The organism is Phyllobacterium sp. 01N428 (assembly GCF_056399405.1).
In genome coordinates this window covers 79,958-95,477 of record NZ_JBFTRH010000009.1, presented here as the reverse complement: position 1 = coordinate 95,477, position 15,520 = coordinate 79,958, and the positions used below count along the sequence as shown (strand labels likewise).

The window sequence follows — 15,520 nt, the reverse complement described above, 5'->3', positions numbered from 1 at the left end:
CATGTCAAATACGCCTGCGCGCAGTGTATCCAGCGCGAAGACACGCCAACTTGCCGATCTGGTAGCCGAAATGATCGCGTCGCTTGGTCGGCGCGATGATGCCGAAACCGCGTCGCGCATAAAGGCAGAGCTTGATGCGATGGAGTCGCGCATCCGCCAGCAGGCAGCCGCGCTCGCTCATAGCCAAAGAATATTCGATCAATCGGCGGCGGCAGCCCGGATAGGCATCTGGGAGTGCAGCCTTCCCGATGAAACGTTGCGTTGGACCGACGTCGTCTACGATATCTTCGATCTGCCACGGGGCACGCCGCTCGATCGCAACGAGATCATGTCCTTCTATTCTGCGGAATCCGCGCGCGAACTCGTTCGGCGCCGCAGTCGCGCCGTCGAAGAGCATAGCGGATTCACCATGGAAGCCGAAATCGTGACGGCAAAGGGCAATCGCCGCTGGATGCGCATTACCGCTACCGTGGAATGCTCCGACAATGAGCCCGTGCGCATCTTTGGCATGAAACAGGACATCACAGAGCAAAAGCTGCTGCTCGACCAGACCCGCTATCTCGCCGAATACGATCCGATGACTGGCCTTGCCAACCGGACCCAATTCCAGGCGAAACTTGCGCAGATGTGCAAGCAGCATGGGGAGATTATTGATGCGGGAGCGTTGCTCCTGATCGATCTCGACGGTTTCAAGAAAGTCAATGACACGCTCGGGCACGCGGTCGGTGACGATTGTCTGAAGGAAGTGGCACACCGCCTGGCACATGCTTGCCGCGCCGCCGAGATCGTCGCACGTATCGGTGGCGACGAGTTCGCCGTTCTTACAAAGCCATCGCAAGGCAGGGATGCGCCCGAGGACCTTGCACGCATTATCGTCGAAGCGTTGAGCCAGCCGATCGAGCATGATGGAAGGACGCTGCGACTTGGTGCCTCGGTCGGCGTCGCCGTCGTCGATGCTGGCTTGCCATCGGACGTGTTCAAGCGGGCAGATATCGCGCTCTACGCAGCAAAAGCTGCGGGACGCAACCGATTCCAACGGTTCGAACCGCCGCACGATCTCAGCGCGTGATCGGCAATTATTCCTGTCGAAGGCATACTGTTCCCGTGAAGCGCACGGGTGTACTCGGCCAGCCACGGGGACGGGTATCTAATACCAACGAAGCCGCTGACCGTAGCCTCCATAGTTGAACGCTCGGCGGGACAAGAGCGCGCCCATCCCATTGGGTTGAAGCGATTGCATAGAGCCAAAGAAACGGGCAGCATGCCATTTCCTGGCGGAGCAATGGGCGACAGCGCAATTGCCGTCGATGCGTTGCCAGGGAGGGCTGGCAAATGCGGTCATGACACGCGCACAGCAATTGGGGGTAATTATCGGCCTTGCCTTCGTGGCGGTGCTCACCATCCTCCGGGCCGGTGACCCACCCATCCTGAAGTTTGCCCGCGACGTCACCTTCGATGAATATCAACGCATCCTGCCGCGCGCCTTCGAACCCATGCCGGTGAAGGTGATCGATATCGATGAGGCATCACTGCTCGAATACGGACAATGGCCCTGGCCGCGCGACCGGATCGCTGCCCTTGTCGACAAGCTGAACGACCTCGGCGCTTCGGCCATCGCCTTCGATATTCTTTTTGCCGAACCGGATCGCCTGTCTCCGAGCAACGTGGTTCGCGATGTGAAGGGTATCGATCCCGCGCTCCTCGGCAAGTTTCCCGACAATGATGCGATTTTCGCCAACGCCGTTCTGGGAAAGCCGGTCGTGTTGGGCTTTGGACTGTCGAATGAAGGAAGCTACCGCCCGCCCGTAAAGGCGGGATTTGCGTTTACCGGGGAAAGTCCATTCGGCGCCCCGCCGCGTATCAAGTCGGCGACGCCGCTGCGACCGCAACTTGAGGCAAACGCCGCCGGCCTTGGCCATATCAGCCTCAATCCCGGCAGTTCCACATCGGTCGTGCGGACGGTTCCGCTGTTTCTGAGCGACGGCGTGCAGCTTTACCCCAACCTTGCTATCGAGGCGCTTCGCGTCGCACAGGGCGCCTCGACCTATGTTCTCGCCGATGCGCCCGACGTGCCCGATACGATAACACAGGTGAAGATCGGCGAGTTTGCATTACCCGTCACCGCCGCCGGTGAGTTGTGGCTCTATGTTACCCCCGACCGGGCCGAACGTTACATCTCGGCTCGGCGCGTACTCGGTGCGGAAGGCAACTCGCCCGAACTCGCCTCCGCCATCGAAGGCAGTATCGTCTTCGTTGGAACATCAGCGGCGGGGTTGCAGGATATTCGCGCCACCGCGCTCGGACAAAATGTTCCGGGCGTTTCGCTGCATGCGCAGACGGTCGAACAGATTCTATCTGGCAAATTCCTGTCACGGCCGGATTGGGCCAACGGCCTCGAGATCCTTGCCGTCGCCGTCGGTGGTACCTTCCTTGTCCTTGTCACAACCTTTATCAGTCCCGCCTTCGCACTCGCCTGCGGCTTGCTGATCACCGCGCTCGGCCTCGCCGCATCGTGGCTCGCCTTCTACTATGCTGGACTGCTGTTTGACCCCCTCGCCCCGATCGTCGGCTGGTCGGTCACCCATTTCGGGGCGACGGCATTCCGCTTTCTGGTGACTGATCGAGAACGGCGGGAGGTTCGCAAGGCCTTCGGTCACTATCTTTCGCCTTCACTGCTTTATCGCATCGAGCACACGCGCAATGCCTTGCAGCTTGGCGGGGATGATCGCGAACTCACCGTCATGTTCGTCGATGTGCGGAATTTCACTGAAATCAGCGAGCGGCTCGAACCGACCGCTCTCGTCGGCTTCCTGAATACGCTTCTCGATGCATTGAGCCAGCATGTCATTGCCAATGAAGGGACGCTCGACAAGTTCATCGGCGACTCGATCATGGCATTCTGGAATGCACCGGTCGATGTCGCCGATCATGGCCGCAAGGCAGTACAGGCGGCGCTCAGCATGCGCGAGACCCTCGTTAAGCTCAACGCCCGCGACGCATTTGGATTCGGCGAGGGACAACCCGTAGGCATCGGCATCGGCATTCACACCGGCATCGCCTGCGTCGGCAATATGGGGGCCGAGGCACGCTTCAATTATTCGGCGGTCGGCGATGCCGTCAATGTCGCGGCGCGTATCGAATCGTCGTGCAAGGATGTGGGCTTCGATATTCTCGTGTCCAACAACACCGCGCGTCTCCTGCCAGACTACGCATTGCTGGAGGTCGGCGACCTTGCGCTAAAGGGCAAGAGCACGCGGACGAAACTCTTTGCCGTGGTCGGTAATGAGCAAGTCTCGACGTCGGCGAAATTCGCCGAATTGCAGACCATTCACCGCCAACTGATTGCGGCAATGCGCGCGCAGTCGACAACCAGCCGCAGAATGGTCAATGCCGCCAAGTCGAAAGCCGCGGATTTGGGCGTTGGGCTGCCGGAATTCTACGGCCGCATAACACGCAGGTCCCAACATTATCTCGATGAGCCGAAGCGCAAGGGTAACGGCCATTCAAGATAGCCGGTGCCGGCGAGAACAGTTCGACTAACGTTGGTGTCGCCCGCCACCATCCCAGCCGCCACGGCCCCTGCGATCGCCGTCATGATGATCGTCGTCGCGATCATGGTCATGGCGATCATGCTTGCCGTGATGATGCCCCTTGTCAGGCTTATCCGGCTTGTCCGGCTTGCCGGGATCGTCCGGCTTATCCGGCACGGTCGGCGTATCAGGCGGTTCCGATTGCGGCGTCGGAGCAGCAGGTGGACTCGGCGGTGCCGGCGGGGCCGGGTCGTTCTGTGCCACCGGTGTGGGCGCCGGTGGAGCGGGCGCCGCCGGCGCCGGGCGCTCGGGCCTGTTTCTTTCGGGTGCGGTCTGGGCAGGATCCGACACTGCCTTGGAAAGCCCGCAACCGGTTACAAATCTTCCGAAGCCGGTCGAAAGTTGCTGATTGCCGGAGAGGAACGGCAGGGCGCGGTTATTGCCCAGCGTCTTGAAGATGCTCTGGTTGACGCGGCCGGGGTTCGTCATACGGCCATTGGGTTTCGCGACAACGCAGTCGCAGCGCTTCGTCAGTTGCCGGCAACCACCCGGGCCGCAAAATCCGACTGCGCCGCTAAGCAGCACGACGGCAGTAGTGCCATCGCGATCTATATAGAAGTCGAACGCCGTGCCGCGTACGCCAATCGTGCCGGCGGGAGTGAGTATCTCATAAGCGGACGATTTCGAGCTGCCGCTGATCCAGCGGAATGTCCCTTTTGCGGCCTTGATGGAGAGCCTCTTGACGGTGTCGGAATCGTCGAAGACGAATTTGTCGAGGGTAACGGACGAACCCCACCCAACCGCAAGCTTGGTGCCGTCCTTGAACACGAACTGGCCGAGGCCGTCCGGGGACGTGCTGATCTTCTCGTTGCGATGTACGGGATCGGTAACGGCCAACGTCCCGCCCGCGCCGGTTACTTCGGTCTTGATCCGGACCGCTTCGCCAATTGCTTCAGCAGCAATGAGAGGCCTCGGGCTAAACAGCGAGAGGCTCAACGCCACGATCGCGGCACCACGCATCCACGTCATGGCACCCCCTTCACCAAAGGCGGAAGGTTACCATGTCACCCCGTCAAGAGTCGTGTCATCCCTTTGGGTTAAGTCAGATGTTTGGGCGAACGCGCTTTTCGCCCACTATTTGGCTTCGGCCATCGGCGCCTTGGCTGGCTGCTTGCGCGCTGAGCGCCACTCCTCGAAACGCTGCATAATGACGAAGAATGATGGCACGAACAGCACAGCAAGGCAGGTCGAAGCGATCATACCGCTGAAGACGGTGATGCCGATCGATTTGCGCGCACTGGCGCCGGCGCCCGTTGCCACGACGAGCGGCGCCACGCCGAGGATAAAGGCAAACGATGTCATGAGGATAGGCCGGAAGCGGGACCTCGCCGCTTCGATGGCGGATTCGGTAATCGATTTCCCTGAAGCCCGCAGTTCCCGCGCCATTTCGACAATCAGGATGGCATTTTTAGCGGAAAGCGCGATAAGCAGGATCAATCCGATCTGAACGTAGAGATTGATGGGCGTGTTCGCGCCAAGCAGTACTCCAACCGGTCCGACGAGCGACATCGGGGCCGCGAGCAGGACGGAAACCGGCGCGATCCAGCTCTCATATTGGCCGGCCAGAACGAGATACACCAAAAGGAGGGCAAGCGCGAAGACGAGATACATCTGGTTGCCGACAATCTTTTCCTGGAATGAGAGCGCGGTCCAATCGAAACCGAAGCCCGGCGGCATGGTCTTCTCGGCTATCTGTTCCATCAGGTTCATTGCCTGCCCCGAGGAAAAGTTGGCTTCGGGAACGCCCGTGATCGAGGCAGACGGATAAAGGTTATAGAGGCTGATCAGGGAAGGACCGACGCTTGGCGTAATGGTCAGGACAGTGCCGAGCGGGATCATGTCGCCATTCTTGTTGCGCACGGTGAGATTGTTGATGTCGTCTGGCGCCAGGCGGAACTGTGCATCGCCCTGGACATAGATCTGGAAGACGCGGCCGAATTTGTTGAACTGGTCGACATAGCTGGAGCCGAGATAGCTCGCGAGCGTATCGAACACCTGATCGGCGGTGAGAAGCAGCGTCTCCACCTTCTCGCGATTGATCTGGACGTCGTATTGCGGCACGGTCGCCCGGAACGGCGCGCTTGCACGCTGGATGCCGGATTGCGCTTCCGCAGCAGCGACCATGGTATTCGTGACGCTCTGCAATTTTGCGAGATCGAAGCTCCCGTCACGGACTTCGACCTGCATCGTAAAACCGCCCGCATTGCCGATGCCCTGGATCGGCGGTGGCGGCAGCACGATGATGCGGGCCTCCGAATTGGTGGCGAGACTTGCATTCAGCTTTTGGTAGAGCGATCCGAGGTCTTCACCCTTCCCGCGCTGGCTCCAATCGTTGAGCATAATGTAGGCGAGGCCGGCATTGGCGAGGGTGGAACTATTGTCGAGGGCTGACATGCCGGCAATGGTGATGACCTGCTTCACCCCTGGCGTTTCCTTGGCGACCTTGCCGACATCCTCCAGGACCTTTTGCGTGCGCCCGAGCGCTGCGCCATCAGGAAGCTGGACCGCTGCCAGCAGATAGCCCTGGTCCTCGATGGGCAGGAAGCTCGTCGAGGCGCGCGTCAGGCCGTAACCCGCCGCGCCGATGATCGCCAAGGCGATGATTGCCATGAGACCGGCACGGCTGACCATTGATCCGATCAGCCGGATATAGGCGTTTTCGACGCGCTGGTAGACGGCATTGAAGCCGCGATAGAACACATTGCGCTTTTCCATCGGCACGGTCGGTCGCAGCCACAGGGCGCATTGGGTCGGCTTGAGGGTTACGGCATTGATCGCGCTGATCAACGCCGTCGCCGCGATAACCAGCGCGAACTGCGAGAAGATCTGCCCCGTGATGCCTGGCAGGAACGAAGCGGGCAGGAACACGGCCATCAGGACGAGGGTAATGCCGACAATCGGTCCGAACAGCAGATCCATGGCACTGATCGCCGCATCGTGCCCCGACATGCCCTGCTCGATATTGTGGGCAGCGCCTTCGACAACCACGATGGCGTCATCGACCACAATGCCGATGGCAAGCACGATCGCGAATAGCGTCGACAGGTTGACAGAAAATCCCATGGCCGCCATCGCCGCGAAGGCGCCGATGATCGTCACCGGAACGGTCGTCGCCGGCACGAGCATGGCGCGCCAATCCTGGAGAAAGACGAGAATGACAATCAGCACCAGCAGAGCCGCCTCAAACAGCGTCTTGTAGACCTCGTTGATCGCCTGGCTGACGAACGTGGTGGTATCAAACGGTATCGAATAGGTGACGCCTTGCGGGAATTCGGCGGCGAGCGCCTTCATGCGATCGCTGACAAGCTTGGCGACGTTCAGTGCGTTGGCACCGGGCGACAGAAAGATTGCAAGGCCCGCGGCCTGCTTGCCGTCGAGCTTGAAGTACTGACCATAGGTCTGTGCGCCGAGTTCGACGCGGCCGATGTCGCGAACGCGGGTGAAGTCCCCATTGGTGCCGGTCTTTACGATCACCGCGCCGAACTGCTCGGGATCGCTGAGGCGGCTTTCAACATTGATCGTATATTGAAACGACTGGTCAGCCGGCACCGGCGGGATGCCGACCTGCCCTGCGGTCACCTGCGTACTTTGCTGTTGCAGCGCCTGGATGACATCCTGGGCGGTCAGGCTGCGTGCCCGCATCTTGTTGGCGTCGAGCCAGATGCGCATGGAGTACTGGCCCGCACCGAAGACGCTGACATTGCCGACGCCGGGGACACGCGCGAGCTCGTCCTTCAGACGGATCGTGGCATAGTTGCTGAGATAGAGACTGTCGAAGCGATCGTCAGGCGACGTCAGAGTTACGATTTCAAGGATCGACGTCGATTTCTTCTGGACGTTTACACCCTGTACCTGCACCGACTGCGGCAGAGCGGCAAGCGCCGCCGAAACCCGGTTCTGCACCAGAACCTGCGCTGCATCGAGATCGGTGCCGATCGCAAAGGTGACCGTCAGTGTATAGCTGCCATCCGACGCGGAATAGGACTGCATGTAGAGCATGCCCTCGACGCCGTTGACCTGCTGTTCGATGGGCAGCGCCACCGTATCGATCAGGGTACGGGCGCTCGCGCCGGGATAGCGGGTGGTCACCTGCACAGTTGGCGGCACGACGTTGGGATATTGCGCAATCGGCAGCCGGTAGAGCGACACGAAACCGATGACCACCATGAGAATGGCGATCACATTGGCAAGGACCGGACGCTCGATGAAAAATTTGGAGATCATTGCGTCACGCCGTCAGCAGCGGTGGCGGCGAGAACAGTCATATGCGGTTCGATCTTCTGGCCGGGAATGGCCGTCAACAGGCCGGAGATAACGACGCGGTCATCGGCGGTGACGCCGGAACTGACGACACGCAACTCGCCGACAAGCTGGCCGAGCTGAACCGTGCGCTGTTCTACGATATCGTCCTTGCCTGCAATGAGCACATAACGCCCGCTTTGATCGCTGCCGACGGCGCGGTCGGGCACGAGCAGCCTGTCCGGCTCCTCGAAGAGCGGTACGCGCACGCGCACGAAATACCCCGGCAGCAATTGCCGATTCTCGTTGTCAAACACACCGCGTACGGCAAGCTGGCCGGTATTCGCCGTAATGATCGGAGCGGCGTAGTCGAGGGCTCCGACGTGAGGGTAGCCTTTCTCGGTTTGCAGGCCGATCTCGACCGGTATCTTCTTCAGATCCTGCGTCGTCACTCCGCGCTTCTGCATCGTCGCCCGAACACGCAAGACCTCCTTTTCGCTGACGTTGAAGTCGACATAAATCGGGTTGAACTGCACGATGCTCGCGAGGGTCGATACATTATTAGGACCAACAAGTTCGCCCACCGAAACGAGCCGCGCGGTGACGACACCATCGAAGGGCGCCTTGACCTGCGTATAGCTCAGATTGAGCTCGGCCTGCTGAATGCTGGCTGTCGCCTGCTGCTGGGCGGCAATATTGGCGTCACGGGCGGCTTCGGCTTTTTCGAGATCCTGCTGCGTGGCGAAGGTCTTGGCGACGAGGGCCTTTTGGCGCTCAAATTCTGCTTGGGATTGCTTCAGCGCCGCGTCGGCGGAAGCCTTGGCAGCGTTCGCTTGATCGAGCGCAAGTTGATAGGGCTCCGGTTCAATGACAAAAAGCACTGTTCCCGCCTTGACCGCGTCGCCGTCCCGGTAGTTGATCGATTGGATGAAGCCCTGAACGCGGGCAACCAGAGCCGTCGAATTGATGGAGGCCGTGGTGCCGGTCGTTTCAAGATAGGGGGTGACATTTTGCTTGACCGGTAGGGCCACATCAACTTTTGGCGGCGGCGGCGGCTCGTAGGTGTTCTGTTCGCTGCAAGCGGCGAGTGCGAAAGCGCCGGTAAGCAAAGCAGCGGAGACGACCATTCTCTTGCGGGGAATAGCTCGCAAAATGGCCGCAAATATTGAGTTTGGGTCTCCGCCCAGCTGTCTTTGCGGGCGATATGCATTGTCTTCGAGCCTGCCGGCATGCAACCCCAATAGACCTGCCATCAAACTCCCCGATTGACGTTGGTTGCAGGGAAATCCAGTCGGATGCTACGTTATTCCGCAATCGGAGGATAGATCTTCAGCGGCATATTTTGGGAGGTTGTGATGCGGTTGGTCTTTGGTTTACTTGCGATCGGTATTGGACTTTCCGGCGGCATGGCAGCGGCACAGACAGCTGCCGAGCGGGAAGCATGCATGCCCGACTATCAGAAATACTGTAGCGGCGTAGCGCCCGGTGGCGGGCGCATTTTTGAGTGCCTGGCAAAGCAGTTGGACCAACTCTCGCCGGCCTGCAAGAAGGTTGTCCAGGCGCACGCCCCCAAATAAGCAATGATCAAACGAGACCACCCTATGCAGGGGTCTTCATGGTTTCCTGCTGGCGGTGCCATTTGGACTGCAAAAGGAACCAGAAGTCCGGCATGATGCCGAAGGAGCGTTCGATCCGAAGGGCGATGTCGTAGGTTATGGGATGCCGTCCCGCGATGATGGCATCGAGCGTGGTTGCGGGCAGGTCCGTCCGGTCGGCAAAGTCTTCCACGGACAGGCCGCGGGATTGGATGCACTCAAGGAGATGCTGGCCCGGGTGAATTGCCCAATGCGGCGTCCATCGATTTGCTGATGTGTTCATCTTGCTTGCCGATCTATCTCGCATCACTTGTGCGTCGAATCATAGTTGCGCCGCATGTCAGGCGAGTGAAAAAATCGTGGCGCGAAAGCGGCAGTTCGACGTTGCCGATCAATAACGCGTGACTCGACCTTTGCCGGCCCCATACCAAAGATATTGGAGCCGGCGATTGTTCAGCGCCAATGGGCCGTGCTAGATTTCGCTCCAATCCAACGCCTGGCCACGCAGCGCCTGGAAGCAATCGCGTTGGTTTCAACCGTCATCGGACTGGGAGAACGACAATGGGCCTACGTATCAATGATACTGCACCGGATTTTACCGCTGACACGACGCAGGGCGAGATCCACTTTCATGACTGGATCAAGGACAGCTATGCCGTGCTGTTCAGCCATCCCAAGAATTTTACGCCGGTCTGCACCACCGAACTCGGTTACATGGCTGGCCTTGCTCCCGAATTTGCCAAGCGCAACGCCAAGATCATCGGCATTTCTGTCGATCCCGTCGAAAGCCACGCCAAGTGGAAGGCTGACATCAAGTCGGCGACAGGCCACGAGGTAGACTACCCGTTGATCGGCGACAAGGAGCTCAAGGTCGCGAAGCTCTACGACATGTTGCCCGCTGAAGCAGGCGATACATCCGAAGGCCGCACGCCCGCAGACAATGCAACCGTGCGCTCGGTATTCGTGATCGGACCGGACAAGAAGATCAAACTCACGATTACCTATCCGATGACAACCGGCCGGAACTTCGACGAGATCCTGCGCGCGATCGACAGCATCCAGCTCACGGCCAAGCACAAGGTGGCGACGCCGGCGCAGTGGCAACAGGGAGAAGACGTGATTATCACGGCCGCCGTTTCGGACGAAGAGGCGAAGGAGCGCTTCGGTGAGTTCGAACGGGTTCTGCCCTACCTGCGCAAGACAAAGCAGCCACAGGCTTAAAACCTTTCTGGGAAAACAGTTCATTGCCGCCAGTGCCTCGGCGCCGGCGGCGATTGCTTGTCAGGCTGTCTCCGGTGGAATGACGCCCTTGGTGAGCATAAAGCACCCGTAAAAGCGGGTCTCTCCGGTGGTAATCACGCAATAGGCCTTCTTTGCTTCCTCGTAGAACGCAAAGCGCTCGATGCCGTACATGGGCGAGGCCTTGCCTTCCGCCGCATCGACCTCAGCTTGCACTTCACGCTGGACCGGCGGCACTTCGCCCGGCGCGCCCATGACTTCCATGCGACCGACCGACGGCTGAATCGGCGTATCCAGCGGCATCACCGACAAAATCGCCTTTATCGCGCGAGCAGCGGAAACATTGTCGATACGCAGGAGCTTGCCCAACGTCGTTTGCCGAGCGATGGCGTCGGAGGGAAAGTTTGTATCTGAAATCACCAACGTGTCGGCGTGACCCATGGACCGCAACGCGTGGAGAACGTCCGCATTGAGCGCCGGGTCGATATTCTTGAGCATGAAATTCCTCCAGAGTTGCAGGGCCTTGATCTCTGACTATTCCTATTCGCCGTAAGGAATCCAGATATTCTTTACATCGACGGCGCGGCGCAGGAAAAGCGTGCCTTCGGCGGCGGCGCGGTCGTTCCAATCGGTGGCCTTGCCGTAATCGACGAAGGTCCGCTTAAGGTTGCCGACGGACAGTTTCTCGACAGTGGCGGATAGTTCATCGCTGCCAAACGCCCAAACAGCATCGACATCGTTGTGAGCTGCAAGGGTCTTGGCGAGTTCGATTGACGATCCAGTCACGATGTTGATGACGCCCGCTGGCACATCCGACGTCTCGAGGATCGAGTAGAAATCGGTCGCGGCAAGGGGGTAGGCCTCACTCGGCACCGCAACCACGCGGTTGCCCATGGCGACAAGTGGCGCAACAAGGCTGACAAAACCGAGTAGCGGAGCTTCGGGCGGGCATATGACTCCCGCGACGCCCAACGGTTCCGGCATTGCCAGGGCCACACCTCGCAGGGGCGGAGCATGCACCGCGCCCTCGAACTTGTCCGCCCAGGCGCCATAGGTAAAGAGCCGTGCGATAGAGGCGTCCACCTCCGCCCTCGCTGCCGCTACGGAAGCCCCGGTCATGGAGGCAATCCGCGCGGCAAATTCGTCGGCGCGTCCGGAAAGGTTTTCGGCGATGTAATAGAGGATCTGCGCGCGATTATGCGTCGTCGCGCTCGACCAGGCGGAGGCCGCCTGCGCGGCAACAACGGCGTTGCGAATATCCTTGCGGTTTCCGTCGCCGACCTCTCCGATCACCTTGCCTTTGGGCGAGATCACGGCGCGCGAATAATTGCCGTCCGGCCGCGCCTGCTTGCCGCCGATGAAAAGCTTGGCCGTCCGGTCGATCGCCGGCGCGGAGAAATCCCCAGCCACAGGCTTGAGTTCGGGCAGGTTGGGTAGAACGCGCGCCTTGCGGCCGATCCACACCTTGGGCTTCAGATATTCGTAGCAGCCTTCGCGCCCGCCCTCACGTCCAAAGCCGGATTCGCGCTTGCCGCCAAAGCCGACCGCGGCATCGAACAGGTTCGTCGCATTGACCCAGACGACGCCGGCCGCAAGCTTGGCCGCGACGTTGAGCGCAAGGCCGATCGTCTCGCTCCACACGCTGGCGGAAAGACCATAGCGCGAATGATTGGCGAGTTGGACCGCTTCCTCGGGCGTGCGAAACGTCATGGACACGGCAACCGGCCCAAAAATCTCTTCCGTCGCGACGATCGAGGTGGGTTGCACGCCGCTCAGAAGCGTCGGCGGGTAGAAACTTCCACCCTTCGGCATTTCGATCTGCGCCTGGTGCAGTTCTGCGCCTTCGGCTAGGCCCTTCTTCACCAGCGCTTCCATGCGGCTGAGTTGCACTGGCGCAACGATGGCGCCCATGTCTATCGCCTTGTCGAGCGGGAGACCGACCCGCAGCGTCTGCATGCGGCGCTTCAGCCGGTCATGGAAAAGCCTGGCGATGCCTTCCTGGACAAGGAGCCTCGATCCGGCACAGCATACCTGACCCTGGTTGAACCAGATCGCATCGACGACACCTTCCACCGCGCCATCGATGTCGGCATCATCGAAGACGATGAAGGGTGACTTGCCGCCAAGTTCGAGGGTAAGCGATTTGCCGCTGCCCGCCGTGCGCTCGCGAATGATGCGGCCGACTTCCGTCGATCCGGTGAAGGCAATCTTGTCGATATCGCCATCATCGACGATCAGCGCGCCGGTTTCACCCTCGCCGGTGACAATATTGAGAACGCCCGCCGGAAGGCCGGCCGCTGCTGCCAGCTCCGCGAAAAGCAAGGCGGTCAGCGAGGTAAATTCGGCGGGCTTAAGAACAACCGTGTTGCCGAGCGCCAGGGCGGGGGCAATCTTCCATGCGAGCATGAGAAAGGGGAAGTTCCAGGGAATGATCTGGCCGACGACGCCAACCGGAACGTGATCGGCAAATTCAGTGTCCTGGATCTGCGCCCATCCCGCATGATGATAGAAGTGGCGAGCGGCGAGCGGCACATCGATATCGCGCGTCTCGCGGATCGGCTTGCCGTTGTCTATGGCTTCGACCACTGCGATCAGGCGGGCGTGCCGCTGGATCATCCGGGCAAGCGCGTAGAGGTGGCGAGCACGAAGGTGACCGGGAAGCCTTGCCCAGGAAACTTGCGCCTTGCGGGCTGCGGCGACCGCCTTGTCGACGTCCGCCTTGTCGCCAACGGCGAGTTTGGCAAGGCGCTTGCCGGTGGCGGGCTCGAACGTATCGAACGTCTTCCCCGACGTAGAAGGCACGAAGGCGCCGTTGATGAAGTGGCTAAAACTCGACTTGTGGCGAGCCAGCCAATCACGGGCTTCGGTATCGGCTTCGGGCGCGGGGCCGTAGGACATTTCGTCAAAATAGGTCGCGACTGTCATGGCATTATCCGATCGGATGTCTGTTGAGCGCGGAATAGGCGCCCGTAACGTGATGTTCCAATTGCCGCTCGATGTCGGCAAGAAGGCTTGATGCGCCGATGCGGAAGAGATCGGGCTCCAGCCACTCCCGGCCAAGTTCTTCCTTCATGAGGAACTGATAATTCAGCACGTCCTTTGCCGCAGAAATGCCGCCAGCCGGCTTGTAGCCTATCTTGAACCCCGTGCGCTCCTCATAGGCGCGGATCATGCGCAGCATCACCAGCGTAACAGCCAGCGTCGCGTTGACGCCTTCCTTGCCGGTCGATGTCTTGATGAAATCGGCACCGGCCATCATGCAGACGAGCGAGGCACGCGCCACATTGCGCAAGGTCTTGAGGTCGCCGGTGGCGAGGATCGCCTTTACGTGCGCATCGCCGCAGGCCCTGCGATAGTCCTGCATCTCCGCATAGAGTGCTGTCCAGTTGCCGGTCAGCACATGTTCGCGGGTGATGACGATATCGATCTCTTTTGCACCGTCGGCAACCGACGCTTCGATCTCCTTCACCTTGAGATGGTGCGGACTAAGCCCCGCCGGAAAACCGGTCGAGACCGCGGCGACGGGAATGCCGGAATCCCCGAGGGCTTCGACCGCCGTCGCTACGAAGCGATGGTAGACGCAGATTGCTCCGGTGGTGATCGACCGGCTGCCCATGCCCAAAGCGTCGAGAATATCCTGCCGTACCGGGTGCATCGCCTTGGCGCACAGCCGTTTGACACGTTCGGCCGTGTCGTCGCCATTGAGCGTCGTCAGATCGATACAGGTGACCGCCTTCAACAGCCACGCTGCCTGGGCGTCCTTCTTCACCGTGCGCCTGCCCGGAAGGCTTGTGACACGACGCTCGACGGCGGAAAGGTTGACGCGCGCGTCAAGCACCCAGGAAAGGTCGAGTTCCATGCCGGGATTGCGCGGCCAGCCATTCGTCCTGGCGTGGTCCAGCCTCGTTGGCGGGGAACCGGCTGTCACAACCCCGCCATCGCCTGATGCAGTGATAATCCGGGCTTTTTCCACGAGAAAACGTCCTCCAGCGAATGCGAGTCTAGCATAGGCGCTTCCCGCCAACAGACCAGAACATTCACAGCGGCCTTCGCCATCATTGTTAGAATAATATCAGTTTTTGTTATTTTTCCCTCAAAATGGCCATGGCGTCAAGGGTCTTTAGGCACGTCGATCTCGCCTTCCTCGGTGATGATTGCCTGAAAGGCCGCAACCGGCGCAAACAGAACGGGCTTGACCTTGCCCATTTTGCTGCTGTCGGCGACAAGCAGGCTCATTTCCGCAAACTCGATCGCTCTTTGCTTGACCGGCGCTTCGTGAAAATGCGCGCAAGACGCGCCCCGGCTCATATCCAGCCCGGCTGCCGAAATGAATGCGGTATTGATGCCAAGCTTGGAGAGGGTTTCAAGGCCGGAATCGCCGGAAAACGAAGCGGACGAAGCGTAATAAAGCCCACCCAGCATCACCAGGCTTATGTTCGGGCGGCGCGTCAGCCGCTCGGCGACATTGAGCGCATAGCAGATCGCGGTGATCCTGTAGTCGGCGGGAACATGGTCGATGAGGCTGAGCAGCGTCGTGCCGCAATCGATGAAGATCGTATCGTCGGGGCGGATATATCTGGCGGCATGGGCGCAGGCCTTCACCTTGGCGGCGGCATGGGTGTCCACCGCCTGCGACAAATCGTAAGGACTGTCATTCCAGAAATCGCCAGCCGGAACGATATGGCCCCCAAGGTAGCCGAACTGGTCGGGATTTTCAGCAACGTCGCGGCGGACGGTCATTTCCGAAACGTTGAGCAGCAGGGCTGCATCCTTGAGACGCAGTACTCGCCGCGCCCTGAGCGCTCCCGAAAGATCTGCTATTCGCCGTGCCTTGCGGCTTACCATTGCGTTTCGTCC

Annotated in this window: 12 protein-coding genes; 4 read left to right on the top strand and 8 right to left on the bottom strand. The window is 60.1% G+C overall.

The window, feature by feature from the left end:
• The first annotated feature begins 1 nt into the window (after position 1).
• Together AC1DNI_RS19990 and AC1DNI_RS19985 are read left to right on the top strand one after the other, a co-directional pair.
• Complete coding sequence (locus AC1DNI_RS19990) at positions 2 to 1,069, top strand: diguanylate cyclase domain-containing protein (RefSeq protein WP_477693141.1); 1,068 nt, start codon at positions 2 to 4, stop codon at positions 1,067 to 1,069.
• Positions 1,070 to 1,340: 271 nt separating this feature from the next.
• Positions 1,341 to 3,512: a CHASE2 domain-containing protein gene (locus AC1DNI_RS19985; RefSeq protein ID WP_477693140.1), complete on the top strand. Its 2,172-nt coding sequence runs from the start codon at positions 1,341 to 1,343 to the stop codon at positions 3,510 to 3,512.
• 24 nt (positions 3,513 to 3,536) lie between these two features.
• On the opposite strand, the gene AC1DNI_RS19980 is transcribed toward AC1DNI_RS19985, so the two are convergent.
• The 3 genes from AC1DNI_RS19980 to AC1DNI_RS19970 form a co-directional block, all read right to left on the bottom strand.
• On the bottom strand, positions 3,537 to 4,559 hold the full coding sequence (locus AC1DNI_RS19980) for a FecR family protein (RefSeq protein ID WP_477693139.1): 1,023 nt from the start codon (positions 4,557 to 4,559) through the stop codon (positions 3,537 to 3,539).
• 105 nt (positions 4,560 to 4,664) lie between these two features.
• The gene (locus AC1DNI_RS19975) at positions 4,665 to 7,814 is read right to left on the bottom strand and encodes an efflux RND transporter permease subunit (RefSeq protein ID WP_477693138.1); all 3,150 of its coding nucleotides are present in this window, start codon (positions 7,812 to 7,814) and stop codon (positions 4,665 to 4,667) included.
• Entirely contained in the window at positions 7,811 to 8,956 is a 1,146-nt protein-coding gene (locus AC1DNI_RS19970) for an efflux RND transporter periplasmic adaptor subunit (RefSeq protein WP_477693137.1), read from the bottom strand. Before AC1DNI_RS19970 ends, AC1DNI_RS19975 begins: the two co-directional genes overlap by 4 nt.
• Before the next feature lie 228 nt (positions 8,957 to 9,184).
• On the opposite strand from AC1DNI_RS19970, the gene AC1DNI_RS19965 reads away from it, so the two are divergent.
• Complete coding sequence (locus AC1DNI_RS19965; protein ID WP_477693136.1) at positions 9,185 to 9,406, top strand: cysteine rich repeat-containing protein; 222 nt, start codon at positions 9,185 to 9,187, stop codon at positions 9,404 to 9,406.
• 22 nt (positions 9,407 to 9,428) lie between these two features.
• Here the strand turns inward: AC1DNI_RS19965 and AC1DNI_RS19960 are convergent, their stop codons facing one another.
• A complete protein-coding gene (locus AC1DNI_RS19960) occupies positions 9,429 to 9,707 on the bottom strand; it encodes a HigA family addiction module antitoxin (RefSeq protein WP_172982703.1) in 279 nt (92 codons plus the stop codon).
• 278 nt (positions 9,708 to 9,985) lie between these two features.
• Between AC1DNI_RS19960 and AC1DNI_RS19955 the strand changes: the two genes are divergently transcribed.
• Positions 9,986 to 10,645, top strand: coding sequence for a peroxiredoxin (locus AC1DNI_RS19955; protein ID WP_027232933.1), 660 nt, complete (start codon positions 9,986 to 9,988; stop codon positions 10,643 to 10,645).
• Between the two features lie 60 nt (positions 10,646 to 10,705).
• Here the strand turns inward: AC1DNI_RS19955 and AC1DNI_RS19950 are convergent, their stop codons facing one another.
• The 4 genes from AC1DNI_RS19950 to AC1DNI_RS19935 all read right to left on the bottom strand — a co-directional run bounded on the left by AC1DNI_RS19950 (position 10,706) and on the right by AC1DNI_RS19935 (position 15,508).
• On the bottom strand, positions 10,706 to 11,161 hold the full coding sequence (locus tag AC1DNI_RS19950) for an RbsD/FucU family protein (protein WP_027232934.1): 456 nt from the start codon (positions 11,159 to 11,161) through the stop codon (positions 10,706 to 10,708).
• Between the two features lie 42 nt (positions 11,162 to 11,203).
• Complete coding sequence (locus AC1DNI_RS19945; RefSeq protein WP_477693135.1) at positions 11,204 to 13,588, bottom strand: aldehyde dehydrogenase family protein; 2,385 nt, start codon at positions 13,586 to 13,588, stop codon at positions 11,204 to 11,206.
• A gap of 4 nt (positions 13,589 to 13,592) precedes the next feature.
• Entirely contained in the window at positions 13,593 to 14,522 is a 930-nt protein-coding gene (gene deoC, locus AC1DNI_RS19940; RefSeq protein ID WP_477693233.1) for a deoxyribose-phosphate aldolase, read from the bottom strand.
• A gap of 251 nt (positions 14,523 to 14,773) precedes the next feature.
• Positions 14,774 to 15,508, bottom strand: coding sequence for a DeoR family transcriptional regulator (locus AC1DNI_RS19935; RefSeq protein ID WP_477693134.1), 735 nt, complete (start codon positions 15,506 to 15,508; stop codon positions 14,774 to 14,776).
• Positions 15,509 to 15,520: the final 12 nt, after the last annotated feature.

Excerpts from the sequence above, each read along its gene's own strand:
- AC1DNI_RS19990 (WP_477693141.1), top strand. The coding sequence starts at position 2 with ATGTCAAATACGCCTGCGCGCAGTGTATCCAGCGCGAAGACACGCCAA.
- AC1DNI_RS19985 (WP_477693140.1), top strand. The coding sequence starts at position 1,341 with ATGACACGCGCACAGCAATTGGGGGTAATTATCGGCCTTGCCTTCGTG.
- AC1DNI_RS19980 (WP_477693139.1), bottom strand. The coding sequence starts at position 4,559 with ATGACGTGGATGCGTGGTGCCGCGATCGTGGCGTTGAGCCTCTCGCTG.
- AC1DNI_RS19975 (WP_477693138.1), bottom strand. The coding sequence starts at position 7,814 with ATGATCTCCAAATTTTTCATCGAGCGTCCGGTCCTTGCCAATGTGATC.
- AC1DNI_RS19970 (WP_477693137.1), bottom strand. The coding sequence starts at position 8,956 with ATGGTCGTCTCCGCTGCTTTGCTTACCGGCGCTTTCGCACTCGCCGCT.
- AC1DNI_RS19965 (WP_477693136.1), top strand. The coding sequence starts at position 9,185 with ATGCGGTTGGTCTTTGGTTTACTTGCGATCGGTATTGGACTTTCCGGC.
- AC1DNI_RS19960 (WP_172982703.1), bottom strand. The coding sequence starts at position 9,707 with ATGAACACATCAGCAAATCGATGGACGCCGCATTGGGCAATTCACCCG.
- AC1DNI_RS19955 (WP_027232933.1), top strand. The coding sequence starts at position 9,986 with ATGGGCCTACGTATCAATGATACTGCACCGGATTTTACCGCTGACACG.
- AC1DNI_RS19950 (WP_027232934.1), bottom strand. The coding sequence starts at position 11,161 with ATGCTCAAGAATATCGACCCGGCGCTCAATGCGGACGTTCTCCACGCG.
- AC1DNI_RS19945 (WP_477693135.1), bottom strand. The coding sequence starts at position 13,588 with ATGACAGTCGCGACCTATTTTGACGAAATGTCCTACGGCCCCGCGCCC.
- deoC (WP_477693233.1), bottom strand. The coding sequence starts at position 14,522 with ATGGAACTCGACCTTTCCTGGGTGCTTGACGCGCGCGTCAACCTTTCC.
- AC1DNI_RS19935 (WP_477693134.1), bottom strand. The coding sequence starts at position 15,508 with ATGGTAAGCCGCAAGGCACGGCGAATAGCAGATCTTTCGGGAGCGCTC.